The 22516-nt window shown below is 42.7% G+C and carries 19 protein-coding genes; 12 read left to right on the top strand and 7 right to left on the bottom strand.

The genetic code is table 11. The annotated features are described in order from the left end of the window. Together MKY14_RS10590 and MKY14_RS10585 are read left to right on the top strand one after the other, a co-directional pair. Positions 1-759 (top strand): DUF6063 family protein, encoded by a 759-nt coding sequence (locus MKY14_RS10590; RefSeq protein WP_076190642.1) that lies wholly within the window; start codon positions 1-3, stop codon positions 757-759. Continuing rightward, positions 746-5227 carry a hypothetical protein gene (locus MKY14_RS10585; protein WP_340976441.1) on the top strand — a complete coding sequence of 1494 codons (4482 nt, stop codon included), beginning with the start codon at positions 746-748 and terminating at the stop codon, positions 5225-5227. The genes MKY14_RS10590 and MKY14_RS10585 overlap by 14 nt, the downstream gene beginning before the upstream one ends. Before the next feature lie 81 nt (positions 5228-5308). On the opposite strand, the gene MKY14_RS10580 is transcribed toward MKY14_RS10585, so the two are convergent. The 3 genes from MKY14_RS10580 to MKY14_RS10570 form a co-directional block, all read right to left on the bottom strand. After that, the gene (locus tag MKY14_RS10580) at positions 5309-6193 is read right to left on the bottom strand and encodes a DMT family transporter (protein WP_256717183.1); all 885 of its coding nucleotides are present in this window, start codon (positions 6191-6193) and stop codon (positions 5309-5311) included. Further along, positions 6193-7044, bottom strand: coding sequence for an AraC family ligand binding domain-containing protein (locus MKY14_RS10575; protein WP_076190650.1), 852 nt, complete (start codon positions 7042-7044; stop codon positions 6193-6195). The genes MKY14_RS10580 and MKY14_RS10575 overlap by 1 nt, the downstream gene beginning before the upstream one ends. A gap of 85 nt (positions 7045-7129) precedes the next feature. Further along, entirely contained in the window at positions 7130-8593 is a 1464-nt protein-coding gene (locus MKY14_RS10570; protein WP_340976440.1) for an ATP-binding protein, read from the bottom strand. Positions 8594-8790: 197 nt separating this feature from the next. Here MKY14_RS10570 and MKY14_RS10565 point away from each other — a divergent pair, with 197 nt between their 5' ends. Together MKY14_RS10565 and MKY14_RS10560 are read left to right on the top strand one after the other, a co-directional pair. After that, positions 8791-9513 carry an MOSC domain-containing protein gene (locus MKY14_RS10565; RefSeq protein ID WP_076281544.1) on the top strand — a complete coding sequence of 241 codons (723 nt, stop codon included), beginning with the start codon at positions 8791-8793 and terminating at the stop codon, positions 9511-9513. A 92-nt stretch (positions 9514-9605) separates the two neighbouring features. Beyond that, positions 9606-11678 carry a serine hydrolase domain-containing protein gene (locus tag MKY14_RS10560; protein ID WP_340396912.1) on the top strand — a complete coding sequence of 691 codons (2073 nt, stop codon included), beginning with the start codon at positions 9606-9608 and terminating at the stop codon, positions 11676-11678. A 56-nt stretch (positions 11679-11734) separates the two neighbouring features. Here MKY14_RS10560 and MKY14_RS10555 read toward each other — a convergent pair whose 3' ends face one another. Then, positions 11735-12166 (bottom strand): flavodoxin domain-containing protein, encoded by a 432-nt coding sequence (locus MKY14_RS10555; RefSeq protein WP_076127296.1) that lies wholly within the window; start codon positions 12164-12166, stop codon positions 11735-11737. A 426-nt stretch (positions 12167-12592) separates the two neighbouring features. On the opposite strand from MKY14_RS10555, the gene MKY14_RS10550 reads away from it, so the two are divergent. Then, the gene (locus MKY14_RS10550) at positions 12593-12934 is read left to right on the top strand and encodes a DUF4181 domain-containing protein (protein WP_076127294.1); all 342 of its coding nucleotides are present in this window, start codon (positions 12593-12595) and stop codon (positions 12932-12934) included. Between the two features lie 301 nt (positions 12935-13235). Here the strand turns inward: MKY14_RS10550 and MKY14_RS10545 are convergent, their stop codons facing one another. Continuing rightward, a complete protein-coding gene (locus tag MKY14_RS10545) occupies positions 13236-14045 on the bottom strand; it encodes a lipase family protein (RefSeq protein WP_340976439.1) in 810 nt (269 codons plus the stop codon). Between the two features lie 133 nt (positions 14046-14178). Between MKY14_RS10545 and MKY14_RS10540 the strand changes: the two genes are divergently transcribed. The 5 genes from MKY14_RS10540 (at position 14179) to nagA (ending at position 19787) form a co-directional block, all read left to right on the top strand. Beyond that, positions 14179-15468 (top strand): L-cysteine desulfidase family protein, encoded by a 1290-nt coding sequence (locus MKY14_RS10540; RefSeq protein WP_076218429.1) that lies wholly within the window; start codon positions 14179-14181, stop codon positions 15466-15468. Between the two features lie 199 nt (positions 15469-15667). Continuing rightward, positions 15668-17134, top strand: coding sequence for a protein adenylyltransferase SelO (locus MKY14_RS10535; RefSeq protein ID WP_076190660.1), 1467 nt, complete (start codon positions 15668-15670; stop codon positions 17132-17134). Positions 17135-17172: 38 nt separating this feature from the next. After that, positions 17173-17655 carry a DinB family protein gene (locus tag MKY14_RS10530; RefSeq protein ID WP_076190662.1) on the top strand — a complete coding sequence of 161 codons (483 nt, stop codon included), beginning with the start codon at positions 17173-17175 and terminating at the stop codon, positions 17653-17655. Positions 17656-17830: 175 nt separating this feature from the next. Further along, a complete protein-coding gene (locus tag MKY14_RS10525; protein ID WP_076218423.1) occupies positions 17831-18616 on the top strand; it encodes a DeoR/GlpR family DNA-binding transcription regulator in 786 nt (261 codons plus the stop codon). A gap of 22 nt (positions 18617-18638) precedes the next feature. Beyond that, on the top strand, positions 18639-19787 hold the full coding sequence (gene nagA / locus MKY14_RS10520; RefSeq protein ID WP_339168591.1) for an N-acetylglucosamine-6-phosphate deacetylase: 1149 nt from the start codon (positions 18639-18641) through the stop codon (positions 19785-19787). Here nagA and MKY14_RS10515 read toward each other — a convergent pair. Together MKY14_RS10515 and MKY14_RS10510 are read right to left on the bottom strand one after the other, a co-directional pair. Further along, positions 19776-20546, bottom strand: a complete 771-nt coding sequence (locus MKY14_RS10515) for an AraC family transcriptional regulator (protein ID WP_076127284.1) — start codon at positions 20544-20546, stop codon at positions 19776-19778. The genes nagA and MKY14_RS10515 overlap by 12 nt on opposite strands. Positions 20547-20565: 19 nt before the next feature. Further along, the gene (locus MKY14_RS10510; protein ID WP_076278710.1) at positions 20566-21147 is read right to left on the bottom strand and encodes a LysE family translocator; all 582 of its coding nucleotides are present in this window, start codon (positions 21145-21147) and stop codon (positions 20566-20568) included. Between the two features lie 116 nt (positions 21148-21263). On the opposite strand from MKY14_RS10510, the gene MKY14_RS10505 reads away from it, so the two are divergent. Together MKY14_RS10505 and MKY14_RS10500 are read left to right on the top strand one after the other, a co-directional pair. Next, positions 21264-21818 (top strand): GNAT family N-acetyltransferase, encoded by a 555-nt coding sequence (locus MKY14_RS10505; RefSeq protein ID WP_076281548.1) that lies wholly within the window; start codon positions 21264-21266, stop codon positions 21816-21818. Between the two features lie 189 nt (positions 21819-22007). Next, complete coding sequence (locus MKY14_RS10500; RefSeq protein ID WP_038572158.1) at positions 22008-22487, top strand: DUF6530 family protein; 480 nt, start codon at positions 22008-22010, stop codon at positions 22485-22487. The last annotated feature ends 29 nt before the right edge of the window (positions 22488-22516 follow it).

The following is a 22516-nucleotide window of genomic DNA, read 5'->3' as shown; positions in this document are numbered from 1 at the left end:
ATGAGTTATACATTAGAACAGGTACAGCAAGCTTCGCGGCTATTTTTTGAATTGCTCCGTAAAAAAGTAATTCCTCTCGATGACCCTGCAGCGGCAGAATGCCTTCAGGATGCAGGAACTTATGATGCACTTCAGTACGTTGCTAAAGAAGGGGGCTGTCGGGTGATGAATTCCGGGCACCGTCTCCATCTGCTAGTTAATCCGCTGGGGTCAGTGTTTGCAACCAATTTCACCCAGTTGAAGAACAAATATTCACGTGTTGAGCGTAAAACTCACTTACATATTATCAATATTATTATTCTGGTTTTTCTGGCCGAAATGGATCAGGATGAGACTCATTTTAAGTCGGGGCAGGACAGTATGTCCTATATTCAAATTGCTGATCAGGTGTCCTCTCTCTTTCAGACGTGGATTCAGATGGATGAGGAAGGACGATTCAGCCAGCAGTGGCAGCTTGATATCCAAGCGATGTTTAAGGTATGGACCAGTCTTTACATGCAGACTAAGAGTCAGGAAGAGAGTGATCTTCTGACCAGAGGCGCAGGCTCACGAATTGGGCTGATTCATGAAGGCATGAAACTTCTGGAGGAGGAGAAGCTCGTATTCATCTCTGAGACAGAGAAGCGTATCTTTCCTCGGGAAGAGCTTTATGAGAGAATGCGTTATTTATATCATGATGTCGATCGATACCAGGAATTAAAGAGCCTCATTGGAAGAACTTTAGCTGAGAAAGACGGTGCTACCTATGCCGCGGATTGAACGCATACGAATTACAGGACTTAAATACGAGAAGATGCTCAAGAAATACGACGACATGATTCTGGACCTCTGTAACGAAGAGGGACCCGCTAATACGCTTATTACGCTCATGAATGGCGGTGGAAAGGGCGTACTGCTGCAATCTATTTTCCAGCTATTGATGCCCAAAACACCATGGGGCAAAGACGGTGAGAACCAGGTTGAGGCTTTTTTTCATAATCATAAAAAACAACTTAAACCGTACACTTTTCACGTAGCTATCGAATGGCATCTCGACAACAATGAGCGCAATGAGTATATGACCACGGGAATCGCTATGACGGCACATAATTCGCTTGATCATCAGGATATCAAAGTGGATTACTTGCTGTACGCACTTACAGATTACGGTGAAGCGGCTGAACTTACGCTATCAACGTTGCCGTTATTTGACGAGGTGACTGCTGAACCTACGAGTTTTGAAACGATCCAGCAATTTGTGCGCGATCGGCGGGGAGAGATTGTACCTTTTGGCAGCCATAGCTCGGATTTGAAAAGATATTATGACTACCTGGCTACCCGGGATATCCATATCGCCGAGTGGCGTAATATGCGGCGGATCAATGGTGAAGAGGGCGGTATCAAAGGTTATTTTAAAAAAAATGATGCCTTCACCAATCATAACTTGTTCGAAAAGCTGATTATTCCTGAAATCGGATCTAGTCTGAATGAAGGATTAAAGGAAGACGACAATACGCTGCAGCGGATGTTTATCGATACAGCAACAGTGGCTCAGCGCTTGCCGATGCTTGAACAGCGGGAGCAGGTCTATACAGAGTTTCTTAGTATGGCTGCACCACTTTATGAGCTGGTAAAACTAGGCGTGGAAGCAGAAAACGTAGTTCAAGAAACTGAATTACGTGGACGCCAAATCTATACGGTTATCTATGAAGAGCAGAGAAATGCAGAAGCTGAGCGAAGTAAGATTGCTGATGAACTGGCTGGACGTTATCAGGATGCGAAGCAATTGCGCTTTGAGACAGACAATCTTAAATACTTACGCAGTAAGGAAGAAACGGAACTGAAGCAAGAAGAGTTTAAGAAGCTCAGTGATGATCAGAGCCGTGCGCGTGGTCGGCTGGAGGATTCCAAAGCGCAAGAGAAGAAGCTTGAAGTAGCTTATTTTCTGGCTAAACGGTTGCTCCATACCCGGCAAATTGAGCAGTGGCAAAAAGAAATTCAAGCTATCGAAGGTTCTCTGGAGATGAAAGAACGGCAAGAGGTCATTCAGGCAGCCAAGGAACAGCTGCGGAAACAGTGGGATGTGGTGTTTAATCTCTGGCAGCAAACGATCAGAGAGTTTGGGACAGCACAGCAAGACCTAACGGTGGAAGAGAGAAGATTGCGCAAGGAAAGGGAAAGTTTCTTGGTGGAGCTGGCCGGGCTGGATAATCAGATCAATGATTTGACCTTATCTATTCGGCAATACACGGAAGAACTCGGAGCATTCGCAGCCCAATATGGGCAGGATGCCGCCCATTCTCCGGCAGCTGCCCTGCAGCGTACGATCTCAGCGGCCAAAACGATTCTTCAAGACATTGGAGACTTGGAAGAACAGCACAAGCAGGAAGAGATTCGGAAGCTGGCACTGCATAAGAGTCATGCTGAGCTGAGTGAGAAACGGCGTTCTTATGAGCGTGAAGCGGACGAGCTTGGGGTTCTGCTTGAGTCACAGACTCAGAAAGAATCCCAGTTATGGTCACAGCTCGTTGTCCTGCTGGAAATGTATGAGGAGCATAATCGTTTAGGAGCTACCGGCCTTTTTGAAGAACAAGATGTTATCCCGGCACGTTTTATCCGAAAAATAGATGAAGTAGAGCAACAGACTAAACGTTCCAGAAGGGATTACTATAATCAGCTCATGGATGTGGAACTTCAGAACCAATCCTACTGGCTACCCAATTCAGATATTCTGACGGTCAAAGATACACTCGATTCGTTAAAGATTCAATCAACGCTAGGTAGTTCCTACTTAAATGACCGTCCGTATCTTGAACGTGAGGAAGAACTGGAGCAATATCCGTTACTTCCATATAGTTTGATTATGACCCGGCGCGAAGCTGATAAAATTCAGCCGGAACTGATGAAGGACACCTTGCTTAAATCAGCGGTGCCGATCTTTATCCGTGAAGAGATGGCAGCTTCGCATCAAGCATCCTTCATGCTTTTTGCGAATCAAGGGCCGCAAATGGTGTTGCAGCCGGATCGTTTCCAGGATTGGAAGAGCAGTATTCAGGGGAAGCTCAAAGAACAGGAGCAGATCCTTCAGGACTCTGAAGCTTATTTATCTAAGTTAAAATCGGTGCGTCAAGAATATGACCGTTTATTCCAAACTGAGAATACCATGACGCTTACAGCCAAGCATGATGCCCTTATTAAACTGCAGGCTGAACTTCAGCAGAGCATTAACAATCTGAGCAATGAGATGGATGAGAACGAAGGGACGCTTACCCGGATCGGACGGGAGCTCGCTGAGAACAAAGTTCTAAGTGTGGAGCATGAGCAGAGAGCGGGGGTTCTGCAAGCTTGGATTGAACGGACGAAGAAACAGGAACAAGATTATAAGGAAAAACAAAAAATAATCGAACGAAAGAATCTGGTGAGCAAAGAGTTAGCAGGTAAAGATCAGCAGCTTGAACACCTAAAGGTGCAAATGGAAAGCTTGAGTGGACAACGCAATAAATGGACGAGAGAAACCGAATATGCGATGTTCCCTAGACTGCAACGATGGTTTCCTGAGATTGTTTTCCCAACAGATCCCCAGCTTTCTGATGAAGGAGAAGTCATACCTGTAGATCCTGTAGAGCAGAATCTTCTATTGCAGCAGCTTAGTACCGTGGAAAGTCTACAGCAATCATTAACTGAAAATGAACTGGAAGTTCGGACAAGAGCTGCACAGATTAAAGCAGCAAGCGAGAATCTGGCTGAGCTTGAATCCAGCCTGAATCAAGTGGATGTGAATTGGCGGAAGGCGACCGAACCTACGGAAACGTCCGAGACCATTATGGCTGCAAGAAATCGCCAAAAGACGGATACTACTTCGTTGGAGGAAGACTATCAGATTGTTCACGACGGTTACATCCGCTGCCAGACTGAATTGGAGAACTTGCAGAAAGAGTTGCGCAAAGTAGAGAAGGGGATCAAAGAGAAACATGAACGTGCCGTGGAGCTTTGGAATGAGGCGCTAGGGGTTAAGGAGACAGAAATTCAGGAGCGCTGCCAAGCGAATGAGCTTATGCTTAATCAGTGTAAAAGATCCTTGGACCGAATCGATGTCCTCCTTCAGACTTTATCCAATCAAATCAAAATAATGAACGCGCATGTTGAGGATCGCGTCAACCTACGGAGTGTGCCAGAAGAAATAACGCTGAGGGTTAGAGAAAGCTGCGAGCCTCTAGTAGCCGACTGGCTTCTCCGCATTAAGGATAGCCGGATTAGACAGGATGAGATCTCCAAAAAGGTGAAGGAAGAGAAAAATTCCTTAACCGAAAAACTTGCGAAAAATGAACGGAATTCCGAACTGGAGACCAAGATTCTAGATCGATTGAATACGGTCCATTGGGATAATTTCGCCATTGCACTGCAAGTCCTAGATTCCATGCTACGCAGTTCGCGCGATCAGATCGAGAGCATTCAAAGCGATAAGGAAGGCATGGATCTCTCCCGCAAGATGTGGGTTGGCCGGGCATCTCTACGAGTGGTACAAATCATTGATATTATGAAGCGAATGGAACGCCGGATGATTATTCATAACGAGAATAATTATGCCTTCCCGCTGGTACGTCTGAATTACAAGAATATCAATGTGCCAAGAACAAGCGATGAGGTAGAGCCGATGGTGAGTGACTACTTCAATCAATGCATCAATGAATTGCTCAAAAAGTATCCAAAGATAGAACAAGTGCCGGCGCTGGTAATCAAAGAGGTTATTAATGACGGACGAATTGTCTATGCGGCGCTGCAGAACCGCTTTCCGATACTTCAAGTGTATAAACCGGTAACGGAGAATTATTTCCTCTACGCCGCACCGGAAGATTATCATTATTCGGACTGGGAGATTATTAATCGCGGCGCACTGGATGAAGCAGTCGGCAGTGGTGGGCAACGTCAATCTGTACAGCTGCTGGTCGCAATGATGATCATGACGCATAAACGGGTGAATCGTGAGAATAAAGGCTGGACGGTCTTTTTATATGACAATCCTTTCGGAGAAATGGTCTCCAATAACGTGCTTGACCCCGTCTTCGAAATTTCCAAGGCGCTCAAATTCCAATGGCTGATTGTTACGCCGCCGGAGCTGGTGAAGAATGATGTCAGCGTGCGTTTTGGCGTATATTGGCAGCTTTATTTTGGAGGCGTCAAAGGGGACATGCTGGAATCGACCCTGATTAAGGGAGGAAGAAAGCTTATTCCTGTCTCGTTGTTCTGAGTATGGAATGAAACTTAAAGAAGCTCCAGTAAGCATCACGCTGCTGGGGCTTCTTTTTATTAAATGTTAAAGATGGTGTGGTTATTTAGGTTTGCGTTCGGAAATATATGAACCGGTGAGCGTTAAAAAAGTTCCCGTCAGGATTGCCCAGGTGATCTTTTCATTCAGAACAAGGGCGGAAGCTGCCACTGTAATTACAGGCACAATATAGATGTATACACTTGTTTTTACAGCCCCTAGAATCCCTACAGCTTTATTCCAAGTCAAAAAACACAGTGCCGAGGCACCCAGACCTAAGAAAAGCAGGTGAGCTACATTTGAAATCTCTTTGAATCTACTCAGACCCAGCTGGAAATCAAACAGAAACAGAGGAGGCAGCATAAACAGCAGACCATAGAAAAATACTCTGCGGGTAGCCCCTATAGTATGAACCTTTAGTAGGCTTATTTTTCGCATCAACACTGAATATATTGCCCAAACCACAGGTGCCAGCAATGCCAGCAAGTCGCCGATGGGGTTCAGTTGGAGAAGAAAACTCCCGTTCAGCCCAATTAATATAATTCCTGCCAAGGCTATCAAAAATCCTATAAAAAACTGCCTGTGAAATTTCTCTTCTTCTAAAAAGAAGTGAGCGATAACCGCCGTGAAAAATGGAGCGATGGAGACAATCACGCCTACATTGGATGCAAGGGTATAGACTAGGGCAATATTTTCTATAAGAAAATATAACGTGACTCCACAAAGACCTGCTGAGATAAAGAGTAATTCCTCTTTAAAGGATGTAGTTCGGATTGGACGTGAATAGATCAGTAACAGTACAAAGTACCCAATAAGAAAACGGAAGAACAAAATTTCCACAGGCGTAAAGTCTTTTAACAGTATTTTTGTGGAGATAAAGGTGGTTCCCCAGATTAAAATCGTAAGCAATGCCAGCAGATGTCCTGTGTTAATCTTGCGTTGATTTATCATTTCGTAAGTTCCATTGATGACTTTACTCCCGTTTGTTGAACAAATATACGCATATATTGCTTAGGGGTTAAGCCTATGAGTCTTTTAAAAAAATTTGTGAAATGGCTCTGATCACTGAATCCGGTTAGAGAGGCCACTTCTATTGGCAATATTCCTTGTTCTAAAAGCCTTTTGGCGTGGTTGATGCGAATAGTTTCCAAGTAACGGTAAGGTGATATTCCTTTCTGTCTGGTAAATAAACGCAGCAAGTGATATTTACTTAAGCCGCTCAATTCACTTAGCTGGTTCAGCGTAATGTTCTGCGCATAATGTAACTCTATGTATTCGCAAATGATTTTAATTTCAGAAGTAGGCTCTTGAGCGGGACAGAGGGTTTCTGTCTCCGTGTATTCTCTCAAAAGCTGCTCAAGGAGAAATAGAAATAACTCTTCTTTTTGAAAATCGGATTGATCCTCTAATATCATTTGGTGCAGATCGTGTAAAGGGCTCGACAGTTCACTTTGGTAGAGAACATTGTGTGTGAACCGCGGTAAGTAGTCTATGCCGGTAATTTCTAGCACATACTCACGCATGACTTCCGGCTGAATATTGATGCAGCGATAGTCAAGCGTTCTCCCGTCTATCTGTTCACAGGCATGGGGATCCGCCGGATTAAAGATGACCACATCTCCGCTGTTAAGAATATGCTCTTCTTGGTTACATAGCAGATGTCTCTTTCCTTGTTCAATAAAACCTATGACATAATAGTCATGAAAATGGTTGGGAAACTTCTGCATAATACCTTCGAATCGATAGGCCTCAAATTTTAAGTCACGATCGAAAACTACTGTTCGAACTTCACGAGTCATTGCTGCACCTTCTTTTCCAATTATGTATAACCATTATAATGTGAAAATTAGGGGCATTCTTGCATGATGTTGCGATACCTCACTTCTACATGATAGGTTCCTCAGGTGTAATGATCGTTGGAATACTCACAGTAAAAGTTGTTCCTTGCTCCAGAATACTTTCTACAGAGATCGCTCCGCCATGATTATGTATAATATTTTGTGTGATCATATAACCTAAGCCTGTTCCTGTTTCTTTGGTCGTATAAAATGGTTTGCCGAGGGCATTGATCTGTTCCTCTGTCATCCCACAGCCTTCATCCTGCACACTGATTCGGGCTTCTCTGTCATAGGTTTGCACATGAATATAGATGTTTCCCCCATGATTCATTGCTTCCATCGCATTTTTAAGTAAGTTAATAAATACCTGCTTAAGCTGATAAGCCTCACCATTGATCCAAATGGAATGATCAGTACAGACAGGGAGGATCTTGAGATTTTTTAGGGCAGCTTGTCCATTCATTAGTGTGGTGACTTGTTCCAGCAAAGACAATAAATCCACTGGTTTACTAATATGAGTGGTTTGGGGTTTAGATAAGACAAGCAGTTCGTTGACGATGAACTCGATGCGTTTCAATTCTGACTCAATAATGGAAATATATTTATCATTCATCCGCTCGGAAGAGCGCAGTAGCTTCATAAAACCATTAATGGCTGTAAGAGGATTCCGTATTTCATGAGCGATTCCAGCTGCTAACTGTCCTGCTGTGGATAATTTCTCGGACTGAATCAGTCGTTCATCTTCCAATACTTGCTCGGATATATCTTTAAATATGCCAATGTACGCTTCGTTTCCATCAAAGATAATCGGCAATGTAATTCCATCCACATATTTCTGCTGGTTATTTAAACAATTAATCAGGTAGCAGACAGAACCTGTTGTTCTATCAGTGTTGAATTTCTTTCTTCGTTCTGAGAGAATTTCATAATTAGAGTAGTCGACAATATCCATAGTCGATAGACCAAGCACTTGATCTAGGCTTTCTGCATGGATTAATTGTAAACCTGCCGAATTTGCATACAGAACGATCCCTTCCCTAGTGATAAGCACGGGCTGAGGAAGTTCCTCCAGCAGCTGTAGAAAAGAGCTCTCTTTTTCAAGTAGATGGGTCTTCACAACCTGAAGCTGAGTCTCCATTTCCCTGATCAGGGTCTTATTCTCGAATTGAGTAAAATAAAATATGGGTTTACCAATGTCATCCGAAAGGATAGATATGGAGACTTTTAAAGATAACCGGTATCCGGTGGGATGGAAATAATCTACTTCGAGTCTCTGCGGATCAGTACTCGTAGATGGAAGAGAGCTTCCTAGTGAAATGAATTTATGAATCTGATCTAGAAGGGTACGGACGGTTGGAGAGGGTGTAGTTAATTCGGTTTCATCATACCCCAAGAGGTCGCATAATGCTGAATTCAGTTTTAGGAACGTTCCATCAAGCGAAATAAGGGCCATACCCATCACGGCTTGAGTAAAAACAAAGTCAAAACCTTGAAAATCATTTGTCCGCACAGCAGGTTACCTCTCTTCTTTATGGGGGAGTGAGTGTTATTTCAAAATGCAATATGTCTAACAGTCATAGTATAAAACATATAACTCAATAAAACATATAAAATTTCTGGGTTATTAGATATTCATACAACAGTTAAATAAAATCAGGTAGAATAGGAAGATACGTTGCATTTTAAGACAAGTGGAGGCGTTGTATTATGTTATCAGTTGTTGGTGAAATTCAAGGAATTAATCGTTACCCGGTCAAGTCATTTGCGGGTGAAAAATTAGAAAGCTGTATGATTGAACCCTATGGAATGCTTGGTGACCGTTTTTGCTCCTTTTACGATGAGTCAAAAGAGGGCTGGCGAAGATATATCACCGCTAGAAATATACCGAATATGCTTACCTATCAAGCGCAATTTATAGATGGACAAATCCATGTAACGGCATCAGACGGGCGAACCTTTGGATGGGATGATAATCTATTGGAAGAAATCCAAAGCCAAACCAAAACTCCAATCACTATGTCTGGTCTAAAAGCTGCACATCCACAGCCAGAACATCCGCAGCTCCTATCCGTGGATGGCGCTAGTATTCTACTCATTACGGATGCCAGCTTAAAAAAACTGGAGGCAACCTGGGGGCATTCCTTGGATCAACGGCGTTTTCGCGGGAATTTTGTTATCGCGCTGAATGATGATTCTCTTTTTGAAGGAGATTGGATTGGACGCCGGCTCAACATTGGGGATGTACAGCTACAGGTAGATAGTTTTTGTGAGAGATGTGTTGTGATTACGATGGACCCGGATAGTCTTCAGAAGGACCCAGTGCTTTTGAAAAAATTACATAAAGAGTTTGATTTGCATTTCGGAGTCTATGCCTCAGTAATCAAAACAGGGGGAATTCGAATCGGAGATAGAGTAGAAATAGTAGATTAGATATATAATCCCAATAGTATAAACTTCCTTTACATTACTCCATGGATAAATTATCCTTTAAAGGATGACGATTTCATATCGGGAGGTTATGTATGAAGAAAAATTTGGCATCCTTATTAGTTGCATTGCTTCTATTGGTGTATGTCCCTACTAGTGTTTTAGCAGCGGATAGCAGCAAAGGGCAAACGTATGTGAACACTCAGAAAGTGGCAGCAGAGAAGGCGGCGTTCTTAACGGAGAAGCTGGGGACGACTAGTCTCCAATATGCTCTTATTGATGGCGATAATATCGTTGTGAGCGGTCAATCTGGATTTAGCCATGTGGAGAGTAAGACAGCACCAAGCGTCACAACGATGTATGGTATTGGCTCGACGAGTAAAATGTATACAACAGCTTCTATTATGAAGCTTGTTGAGCAAGGAAAAGTAGATTTGGACGGTTCAGTCGTATCTTATTTGAATAATTTTACGATGGAAGATTCTCGTTATAAGCAAATCACTGTACGGATGCTGTTGAATCATTCATCAGGTCTTGCTGGCTCGAACTTATCCAATTCTTTCTTATTTAATGATTCCGATCCTATTGCAAAAGATAGTTTGCTAGAGACTTTGTCAACACAACGTCTGAAGGCCGATCCAGGCGCCTACTCAGTATATTGTAATGATGGATTTACGTTGGCTGAGTTGATTGTTGAAAAGGTCAGTGGCACGGACTTTACCACATTCATTCATCAAAATTTCACAGAACCTCTAGGGCTTGAACATACGAAAACGCCTGTAGATTCTGTAGCTTCTTCTCAGCTGGCTAGTGTCTATAATGCTACCTACTCAGCAGCTTTACCCAAAGAAACCATTAACGTGATTGGAACAGGTGGTATCTATTCCACTGCTGAGGATTTGGTGCGTTTTGCAACTATTTTTACAGGCCAATCGACTGGCATTTTGTCAGAAAAGTCTGTAAAAGCGATGGAACAAGAGGAATATAAGCGTGGAATATGGCCTAAAGGAGCCGATAATTCGTTAGCTTATGGATTAGGCTGGGACAGTGTGAACTTATATCCATTTAATCAGTACGAAATCAAGGCTTTGACAAAGGGTGGAGATACAGGTCTGTATCATACCTCATTAGTTGTATTGCCCGAGCAGCGGATGGCAGCAGCAGTAATATCTTCTGGCGGATCAAGTACAACGGACCAGATGCTTGCCAACGAAATTTTACTCAGCGCTTTACAGGAAAAGGGAGCTATTAAGGAACTGAAAGCTACACCAACATTTAAAACTTCGAACAAAGAAGATATGCCGCAAGAATTGTTAAACTATGCGGGTGTCTATGGTGATTCTACGCAACTAATGAAGATAGAGGTTAGTAAAGCTGGGGAATTGAGTATATCTTCAATTATAGCTCCTACAATGCCGGCGCAGAAATTTTCCTATAATTCGAACGGTGAATTCTTAGATGCAGAGGGTACAAGTAAAGTTAGCTTTGTGAAGGAGAGCAATGGCCGTATCTATCTTTGGAGTCAAGGGTATGGGGTGATTCCAGGACTTGGTGAAACTGCCGTTACCCAATATGCAGCTGAGAAGCTTGAACCTAATGCCCTATCTCAAGAGGTCACTACTGCATGGCAGCAGCGCCAAGGGAAATTGTATTTTGATGTCAGCGAGAAGTACAGCTCACAATATTACATGAGTATGCCGGTAGCTGGAATCGCTATGTTCCCTGACGCACCTGGTTATATGGGCTCGAATAAAATAACTGGGCCTAATAAAGCAGAAATGACCGTGCAAATCCCAACCATCGCTGGACGCGATCTTGCGGATCTTATTTTTGAAGAGAAAAATGGCGTGGAGTATTTAAAGATTGGCAATCAATTGTTTATACATCAAGATGCGGTTAAACCTATTTATGCAGGCCCGCAATCTATGGTAACTATCCAATCAGATGGATATGCTAGATGGTATGGAGTTCCTGAAACGGCAACAGGTAAGATAATGACAGTAGAGCTGCCAACCAAAAGTTCCTTTGCCGTCTATGATGAGAATGGTGTATGTGTGAATTACTTCACCATTAGCGGTCTTAAACAAGTCAAACTTCCTAACAACGGCAAAATTGTATTTGTTGGTGATGTCGGTGCGAAGTTTGAAGTGACCCTCAAGGCGCAATAAACGTATATAAAAAAAGAATCCTGTTATCAAGATTTTCGTCTTGGTAACAGGATTTTTTATTTGAAATTTTGTGAGAATTCTCTTATTTTATCTACCAAAATCCCTTTTAGCTGATCAGTACCTTCCATTGGAGCCTTATAGGCCTTATAACCTCCAAAAGATTCAATACAAATCGCAGCTTCTTTCAGATCATCAGGGAAATTTTTCTCTATTAATTCTTCGGTTTTCTTAGGTTTCTCGTTGCAAATGTAGTAGCCCATCTTCTTAGTCAGTAACTCATCTTTATTTTTTTTGATAAAGTCACGAATGGCTTTATATATTTTTTCATCTCTTACTCCTGCCCCTAAAATAATGCTATCAAATGCCTCGATATCTGGCTTTTCTAGTTCGATATTGCAAATTTTGCTCTGAGGTAGCTCTTCTGATAATACTTTTGCACATTGTTCTGTTGCTCCAGATTTTGTAGCGTATAGAATAAGTACTGCCATTGTGTTCCCTCTTTTCAGTTAAGATTAATCGCGTTCCCGCATAGAAAAAATCTCGCCTATCAATTATCTTGATTATCAAGATATATTATATTTTATCGAATATACTGATCATTTGTCAAGCCAACGGCAAGCTCCTGAGTGTTAATTAGATATCCTTATTATGGTATCATGGGAATAATATTAATCTAATGCTAACTATATCTTTAATGAAATATACAAAAATAAGAGGAGTGAACGTGAATTGGGGATCATCGTAATGCTAATCATCTATTTGTTGCTTGGAATATTTGTGATTAAAGTAGGTATCGATAACTCTAGAAGTACACAACTATCAAAAGAAATATTAAATGAGTTAAGAGAAATCAAAGAACTAATGATCAGAAATAAATACGAATGAATTCTATATAAGAGTGGAGGTGAACGAAAGTGAAAATTGGACTTATACTTATAATCCTTGCTTTTTCTAACCTATTTCTAAGGATATGGATTGTTGGCCCGGATAAAGAAAAACTTCCTGAGGACGGTTATGAGCTTAATATAAAAGGGAAGCTTATACTTGCACTTGTGGGATTAATTACGGGGATTGTGATAATAATTGCCGATGGCCCAGAGGGTACGGTTATGAAGTGGTTTTGGATTGTAGTTATAATAGTAGCAATAGGATTTCAGTCGTTTATCGACTGGAAATTTCTAAAACATACGAAACAGCACATAGTTTCACTTATTCTGTTAGTCCTAGGTGTGGTATTAGTTTATTTTATATTCTGATCTAGTTTCATTCGTACCGGTATCGGACCCAGATGATGTTAATTGCTAAATAATCGCCTTTTGGGCAGCGTTTCGGACTCCAGTGCAGCTATTCGTTAGAAAGTGACTTATATTACGGGTTTTTATGCCAATAGTGGCCATGGGGTCCGATGGAATTCTTAAAGTGGAAATATACTGCTGTTAGTGTCGATGGAGTCCGTTAGTGACTTTGTGACTGCTGATGGTTTCGAATCATACGAAGAAAAGAGGTGTTCCGGCAGCCAGCATATGGCTTGTTGGGCACCTCCTTTTTGTGTTCACATTATACTTCTGCTTTCGTAGCCACGAGTGGACAGAATCCAGGGTTCGTTATACATAATTCTTGAGCGAATTCCGGTTGGAGCTTGGAGAGCTCGGCGAAATAGCTGCTGATTACGTGATTACCACTTGTAGATCCATTCTGGAAAGACAGTGAGTTAAAAGTATGGACATGATTGTAATAATACTTTTTTTCCCGTTTGGGGAGCTTATAGACATGTGGAGGTGCGTAGGTTACAACATCAAAAAGATTGGCATACCGGTAGCTCTTCGGCACATATTGTTTGAAAATATTAACGAAGTCCGGATCGCCTACACGTGGGGAACCATAAGTATATAGGTTAGGTGAGGTGTAAGAGGTATTTGCCGCAATATCTGAGGTACATAAGGTGGCGAGCGCTCCACCGAGGCTGTGGCCCGTAATGTATAAGGTCTTGTCAGGAGATAGCTTGGAGAGCGCAGAGAAGATGCCGTCCCGAGCTGAAGAATAAATGTTGGTGAAGCCACGATGGGTGAGAGAGTCTTCTTTAAGATATTTGAACCGTTCCTGTGAAGCGAGGACGTTGGATATCCAATTGGTCGTCGTACTGGTTCCCCGAAAAGCGATAATAATCTCTTGTGGAGACTCCAAAATAAAGCCGAAACGTTCCCATACATTATTGAAGGATTGTGCTTCAATGGGATGACATAGCTGATAATCTAATGGAATGACGAAAACTCCATCTATATTTGAAAATTGTGTATAGGTTTGCCCGCAGACTGCAGCTAGAAAGATCGCCCTTTGCTCTTGCTCATCCCTCTTACTCACGTACATCCCGCCTTTCTTTCCTACACTATATTAGGGGGATGAAGGAGTGATTCCTAAGAAAAAGGATTCCCTGAAACTTCTCTCTGAGTTACTATATATAAATAAGTCCAACAGCGAGAGAAAAGGGGGAAATGCATACATGAGCAACTTATTGGAAATTTTACACAAGGAAGTCGTGCCGGCAGAAGGCTGTACGGAGCCGATTGCAGTTGCGTATGCCGTCTCCTTGGCGGCAGAGCTTCTCGAGGAAGAAATTACGGGGATTCAGCTGCATCTCAGCGGTAATATTATCAAAAATGCAATGGGAGTGGGCATTCCCGGGACAGGCCAGACAGGCCTGCCCATCGCAGCAGCCCTTGGAGCGGTGGTCGGCCGTTCTCACAAGGAGCTGGAAATTCTGTCAGGTCTGACGCAGGCTGAGTTGAAGATGGCAAATGACCTGCTGGATAGAAAGCTGCTAAAAGTGGAGATAAAGGACACTCCTGAGAAATTATATATTGAAGCCCAATTGTTTACGCAGAACCATACGGCGACTGCCATTATTGCCAGAGAGCACACCCATATAGAATATTTGGCTCTGGACGGGGAGAAAATAACACCCCGGAATTCAAAAGCCGACTGTGGCAAGCCTGGTCTTTCCGACACGGAAGAGTATGCGGGCTCAGTTGACCAGATATTCGAGTTTATCTGTACCGCTCCTTTTTCAGACCTTAGCTTTCTCTTGGAAGGGGCGCGGATGAACAAAGCGATCTCTGATGAGGGATTGCGAGGCGATTATGGCTTGCAAGTAGGTAAGAAAATGAATCAGCAATCTGCGGTGAATCTGTTCGGCAATGATGTAGCGAACAGAATTATCGCGGCTACCGCAGCGGCTTCAGATGCTCGAATGGATGGCAGTGCAATGCCTGTGATGACAACTGCGGGCAGTGGCAATCAAGGCATCGCCTGTACGCTTCCCGTTATAGCTCTGGCGGAATTGCTGGACAAAGATGAAGAAATGCTAGCTCGGGCGCTTGCACTGAGCAATCTGGTCACTGTGCACATCAAACATTATATCGGGCGTTTGTCCCCATTATGTGGTTCAGGGATTGCAGGGGGAGTAGGAGCAAATAGCGGGATCATTTATCTCATGGGCGGCAGTCTTGAGCAGATCAAGCATGGAATACAGAATACGATAGCTTCTTTGTCAGGCATGATCTGTGACGGTGCGAATTCTACCTGTGCGCTGAAGATTTCCACCTCCACCAATACGGCGATCCAGGCAGCCACTCTGGCTATGAACAACATTGCTCCTACAACCAAGGATGGTGTGATTTTCGAAGAGGTGGAAGATACCATCCGCAACATGGAGCGTTTGGTTCAGGAAGGGCTGGCGGATACTGACAAGACCATTCTCAATATTATGCTCTCCAAAGGCGGAGCGAATTAGCTTCCAAATAATTTGAAAACAAGATAGAACATCATAATTAAGACCGCCCGGTTCCCTGCATAAAATGGCAGGAAGCCGGGCGGTCTTTGTAACACTTCGGCAAAAACATAGGTCTGCGAGAAGATTTGCATTAAATTTTAACATAACTTATTCTGAGTTAATAAAGGCATAGAGACTGAGGGTATAAAAAGGAGATAATATGACAGAGAAAATAGATATAGGCTGGAATTTTGCGAACAGTTATACTCAACTGCCGGAATCAATGTTTACAAGGATTAAGCCAACGCCTGTGGGTAAACCGGAACTGATTATTTTTAATGAACCATTGGCTGCTACTCTTGGGCTGAATAGCACCGCACTACAGAGTAAGGAGGGTCTTGGGATTCTTGCCGGCAACGAAGTTCCTGAAGGTACCCTGTCGCTTGCGCAAGCTTATGCTGGACATCAATTCGGACATTTTACCATGTTGGGAGACGGTCGAGCAGTGCTGCTGGGCGAACAGATCACCCCTCAAGGTGATCGTGTGGATATTCAATTGAAGGGTGCGGGAAGAACCCCATACTCTCGTGGTGGCGATGGCCGGGCAGCGCTTGGACCGATGTTACGCGAATATATCATTAGTGAAGCTATGCATGGACTTGGGATTCCTACGACTCGCAGCTTGGCGGTGGTAGCTACAGGGGAGTCGCTAATTCGGGAAACGGAACAGCCGGGGGCGGTTCTGACCCGGATTGCTGCCAGTCATTTGCGTGTTGGAACCTTCCAATATGTTGCTGCATGGGGGACTGTGGAGGATCTGCGTATTCTGGCTGATTACACGTTGCAAAGACATTATCCAGAAGCTCCTGTGGAAGATAATCCATATCTTGTTCTGCTTCGGGAAGTAATGGAACGTCAAGCAGCGCTAATTGCTAAATGGCAGCTTGTAGGTTTTATTCACGGAGTGATGAATACTGATAATATGGCCCTTAGCGGAGAAACGATTGATTATGGTCCATGTGCCTTCATGGATGTGTATAATCCTGAGACAGTATTTAGTTCCATAGACCAGCAGGGTCGTTATGCTTACCACAATCAGCCCGGGATTGGCGCATGGAATCTCGCCAGATTTGCCGAGACTCTCTTGCCATTGCTGGCTGACGATCAGGCACAGGCGATTAAGCTGGCTGAGGAGGCAATTTCAGATTTTTCGGAGCGGTCCTATCAATATTGGCTAACGGGAATGAGAGCGAAGCTGGGAATCTTTAACGAAGAGTTAGAGGATGTTGCTCTGATTGATACCCTCCTTGAACTGATGCAAAAATATCGGGCTGACTACACTAATACATTTCGGTCCTTAACTTTAGGCGTAACGGAAGATGCTGATCTGTTTGGCACCCCTGAATTTAAGCAATGGAATGAGCTATGGCAGGCGCGGCTTAGCAGGCAGCAGGAATCACAATCCTCTTCACAGAAGCTGATGCATAGCAGCAATCCTGCGATTATTCCGCGGAACCATCGTGTAGAAGAAGCGCTTGAGGCTGCGGTAGAGCGGGAAGATTACGATGTGATGGAGAGGTTACTTCAAGCTTTGACTAACCCATACGCCTACTCCTCTGAACAAGAGGAATACTCGGCACTTCCTGAGGAATCCGCATGTCCATATCGTACATTCTGCGGTACTTGATTTGCATATAATTTATCTGGAAAATGGGGGAAGGAAGAATGTTTCATGCTTATGATGTTCTAGCCAACCAGTTGCTGGCCAATGCGAATGATCCGAGTTGGTATGTGCCCTTTGAAGTGGCGGTTAAAGACTTAAGTGAAGAAGAAGCTTTTTGGAAGGTAACGGAAGAAAGCAATAGTATTGCTGAGATTGTGCAGCATCTGCTTTACTGGAATGAAACTTGGCAAACAAGGTATAAAGAAGCCAGTGTTCAGGCGGTTCCTCCAGTGGATAGTAATAATAATACCTTTGTCGTTGCAGAAGGGAAAACGTTCGAAGCGCTGCAAAAACAACTTTTAGAGGTTCTTTTACACTGGCAGGAATTGATTAAGAAAGAACAATTGGAAGCTGATGTTCAAGGATTTCCAGACAGTAAATGGTGGGAAGTTCTCGGAAATGTAACAACACATAATGCTTATCATGTGGGCCAAATTGTTTATATTCGAAAGATACAGAAGAGCTGGAACCGCGATGTGAAGTGACATTGTGAAGTGAATCCTAAAGAATAGACATTTTAAAGGCGTTAGCGGATGCACATGCATCTGGCTTTCGTCTTTTTTTACGCATTAATACTTATATATACTTAATTATTAACTTATAAATGCTTGTAAATACTTATAAAATGACTTATGATGACTTTAGGAGGTGAATTTCATTATGTATCAAGAGGAACGATTATTAAAAATACTCGAATATTTGAAACAACACCAATCGATGAGTGTTCAAGATATCTGTACGCAATTTGAAGTCTCAAGAGATACTGCCCGACGGGATATTGTTAGGTTAGTACAAGAGGGCGTCGTTGTTCGGACGCATGGCGGTCTAGCGTTACCTGAATTGCAAAAAGAATTATTATCTTATCAGGATCGTTTGATCGATGAATCCGAGAGTAAGCAGAGAATAGGGAAGATCGCGGCCGGGCTTATCCAAGATCGTGAGACTGTGATTTTAGATGTATCGACCACTGTACAGTTTGTTGCAGAACAAATTAGTGCGCAGGATATTACGGTTGTCACGCACTCGATAGATAATGTAGGGATTTTATCCCATCGCGAGGATCTGCTAATTTATGTACTTGGTGGTTACTTGAATGTGAAAAACCGCTTGTTATATGGTTCTTCCATTATCGATAAACTTAGTGAAATTCGTGCGGATAAAGCCTTTATTGGAGCATCGGCGATCTGTGCTGATGGACTCTATTATCCTTATGAAGAAGATGCGCGGGTAAAAAGAGAAATGGCTCGAAGATCTGATCAAGTGATTTTAGTAGCGGATCACACCAAATTTAATGCTAAATCCTTTTATCGGCTAGACTTTGATTTCGTTGATATTTTAGTTACAAATCGAGAGCTTCCAATCGAGATCAGAGAAGTTCTAGATCAGAAGAACATCACAGTTATTGAGTGCTTAGATGAAGTTGAAGAGGTTCGAAATCAAGAGTGATAACGACTGGAGGAGAATGTTTATGACTTATATTTTGCAAAATGTACAAGTAGTGCTTCAGAATAGTATAGTTTCAGCGGCCAATGTATGGATTTCTGAAGGAAAGGTGATGAGGATAGACTCAGGAGATATTTCTATCCCAGAGGGTGAGTATGAACGGATTGATGGCGGAGGGCATTTGTTAGTGCCCGGAATGATAGATGTGCATATTCATGGCGCTAACGGGTTTGATATGATGGACGGTACTGAAGAGAGTATTCAAGAAGTATCGAAGGCTTGTGCAGCTTCTGGTTGCACCTCATTTCTGGCTACCTCTGTGAGTTCTACGATGGAGGATCTTTTAGAGATGATTCGTAGTGTCAAACGTGTAATTGGGCATGAAGTGGGAGCAAAGATCGCAGGCATTCACTTAGAGGGACCTTATCTAAACCCCAAGAGAAAAGGAATGCAAAATGAAAAGTATCTGCGGCATCCTAACTTAGAGGAAATGAAGCTCATTTTCCAAGAAGCTGGATCACTCATAAAAATGGTTACGATTGCTCCTGAGCTGCCGGGAGGCATGGAGCTTCTTTCCTTTTTGAAAGAACGGGGAGTGGTGATAGCGATTGCTCATTCGGATGCCACATATGAGGAAGCCAAACAAGCTTTTGCCGCTGGGGCAAGTCATGTTACGCATTGTTTTAATGGCATGCGGCCGATCCATCATCGAGATCCGGGGATTGTGGTTGCCGCTTTCGAAGAGAGGCATGTGAGCCTGCAAGCTATTGTTGATAATGTCCATCTGCATCCTGCAATTATCCGCTTGATGCATACCATGAAAGGACCGGAAGGAATGGTCTTGATCACAGATGCCTTACAGGCAATGGGGTTAGGGGATGGAAATTATATATTTGGAGGACATCAGGTTACGGTATCTGGTGGCATAGCGCGATTGGAAGATGGCACGCTGGCCTCCAGTACAGTTACCATGAATGAAGCCTTACGTTATACTGTCGAAACTGGAATTTCGCTCACAGATGCCGTGCAAATGGCTTCAACTACACCGGCCAATATTCTTGAACTTCAACAAAAGGGGACGATCACCTCTGGCTTGGATGCTGACCTGGTTCTCTTGGATGATGAATTCAAAGTGCTCTGGACAATGGTAGGCGGGCAGATCTTACAGCTGTGACCGGTATTCATGTGCGGTTATTCCGAACACGCTTTTAAAATGCCTGTTCAGATGAGTTAGATCCACAAATCCGCAATCTACAACAGCTGCATAGATATCCTTGGTTCTCTCTATGGACTGCTTGGCACGCTCTACCTTGCAATTTAAGAAAAATTGATAGGGTGATATTCCTGTATGTGTCTTAAACTCGCGAATAAACTGATATTTGGATAGACCAAACTCTGTGCAGAGATCGTCCAGCTTCAGCACATGGTCTAAACTGCAGTACATCATTTCCTTTGCTTTTTTGAGAAATTTATTATTCGTTCTACGATCGGTAACTATTTCAGTATTAGAGACTAAATGAACCAGAGTGAATAGCAGTTCACTGCACAAAGACTCCTCTTTGCCATTCTGAATGGCATGGTTTAGGGCTAATATGCACTGCGCCAATTTGTCATCGTATAAGATAGGAGTGGCGAAGCGGAGTTCTTTTTTTCTTAATATCTCTAACATTAGGGTTGGCTTAATATAAAGCATGACATAATCAATGCCACCTTTATCATACGCATTGCCATCATGCGTTTGTTCCGGATTAAACAACATTACGCCATTTTTATGAGAGGATTGCAAACTACCGTCAAGATTATATTGCTGAATGCCACGAAGGGTCACACCGAGTGCATATTCCTCATGGCAATGTTTTTTATAGGTGAAATCAGTAAGGCTGGCGGATAAGGACAGGATCTCTGCTGACTTTTTATAGTTAAATTTCTCCACGTTCTTAACCTCCACGACTTTATAGGATTCCCGATATCATAATGGCCGAGTATACTAAAAACAGTGCCATCACGGTATTTAGAACTTTTTGATGATTTTTCATAAATGTTCTGAAGATTGTCCCAAATACAACCCATGTCGTAAATGCAAAAAATCCGATCACAGTTATAATTATAACAAATATAAACAAGGCAAGCGAAGAGGTATAGAATGGCATTACGTAGTTGGGAATAACCGTTAGTGTAAATACTAGCACTTTAGGATTCACAAGCTGCATAAGCACGCCTGAGCGGAAATTGGCATTGGGGTCAGGCTGGTCTTCCATTGAACCCATTTTAAAGATTTTATAAGCAAGGTAGAGCATATATAAACTCCCAATGATTTGCATAATGATCAGGATATTTGGGATGATTTCTACTAGAATACGGTTCAGCAGAGTAGAAAGGATAAGTAATAAGCCAAAAGCCAGCGTGGATCCGTATACATACCCCATTGATTTTTTAGCCCCGGAATGCTGCACGGAAGAAAGAATAACAATATTGGTAGGACCGGGTGTAAATGTAGCGACAACGCAATAGATCAGAAAGGACAATATATTCATGATGACCTCCAGTAAAGTAGTTCTATGAATATAAACCTTTCAGTCTGAATGCTGATAGTATATTATTGCAGGGTTTTTAAGAATTCCGGCCGGGAATAGAAGAGGTGTCCGAATCAATGAATAAGAGTAATCAAATGACCATAAGCACGCTTTCTCCAGCTGATTTTGAATCCACATGCTCTGTTTTTGAAACTTCAATCCAAGATGCCTTTGAAAAAGAAGGGCTTGATCATTTACAAGACGATATCCAAAGTGAAATAGATCATAAAAAGCAAATGGTGATGACTTCACTGGATACTACGACCGGAGAGCCTTACTTCCTTCTTGCAAAAATAGAAGAGCAGGTTGTCGGTACGATTTCCTTTGGACCTTGTGGCGAAGATATTCAAACCTGCACGGACCATCAGTTAGATGAAATAGGGGAATTGGGCAGTTTATACATTATGCCAAGTTATCAGGGTCAAGGTGTGGGTTCAGCCTTAATTAAGGAAATGATGATATTTCTAAAAAAGCAAGGGGTAGAGCAGTTTTGTCTGGACAGCGGTTATAAACGTGCACAGGTCAGGTGGCAACGTAAATTTGGGCAGCCTTATAAAGTAGTAGAAGACTATTGGGGACCTGATTCTGTCCATATGGTTTGGTTTTGTAATGTGAATGATCATTTAAGCTAGAGATATATTTTACATGAAAATAACAGTCCCTTTGCTACGCGCAGAGGGATTTTTTGTTTTGTTGGATAAAACGGGTGTAATGTCGTTTGACAGATGATCTTTTGCCGGGTAATATGAATCTTAGATTTAGTAAATTAGTAATTTAGTAAATGAGTAAATTAGTAAATCATAAAATGGAGAGTGACTAACATGAAAATTCCAACAACTCTAAAACATAAACCTGTAGTCGTGTCAGAAAATTACGAGCAGGTTGATGGCCGCTACGCCGGGGACACAGATGCAAAAGGTCTGTCCCTTGGATTAGCACAATGGAACGATAGAGGAAAGGTCGACATCTCAGCAAAGGTATGGAGACATACAGGGGACAAATGGTCGAGACAGTCCGAAGAGCTGCCAATGCACCGTGTGCTTGACCTGGCAATTTTGATTTGCAGAAGTAGTTTGTATTTTCAAGAGGCCTATCGTTTTCCGAAAATGTATGATCCCGAGAGCCCTATGATTGATCGTATTGGACTGCAGGGAGATGCAATGAGTGTATCTGTATGTGCAGATAATCCCATGATTGATAATGATATTAAGCTGTTCGCTCAGGCGCTTAGTGATGATGGTGAAATGATCGGAGAACGACTTTCGGTATTGTCCCGTTTATTAAAAGAAATGGGGTACTGAAATTTAGCAGAATGGCCTGTGAAAGGAGA

This window comes from Paenibacillus sp. FSL R5-0887 (assembly GCF_038002305.1).
In the GTDB taxonomy this organism is placed as follows: Bacteria; Bacillota; Bacilli; order Paenibacillales; family Paenibacillaceae; genus Paenibacillus_AQ; species Paenibacillus_AQ odorifer.
Note: the sequence above shows the minus strand (reverse complement) of the source record. Positions and strands in the feature narration are given on the sequence as shown.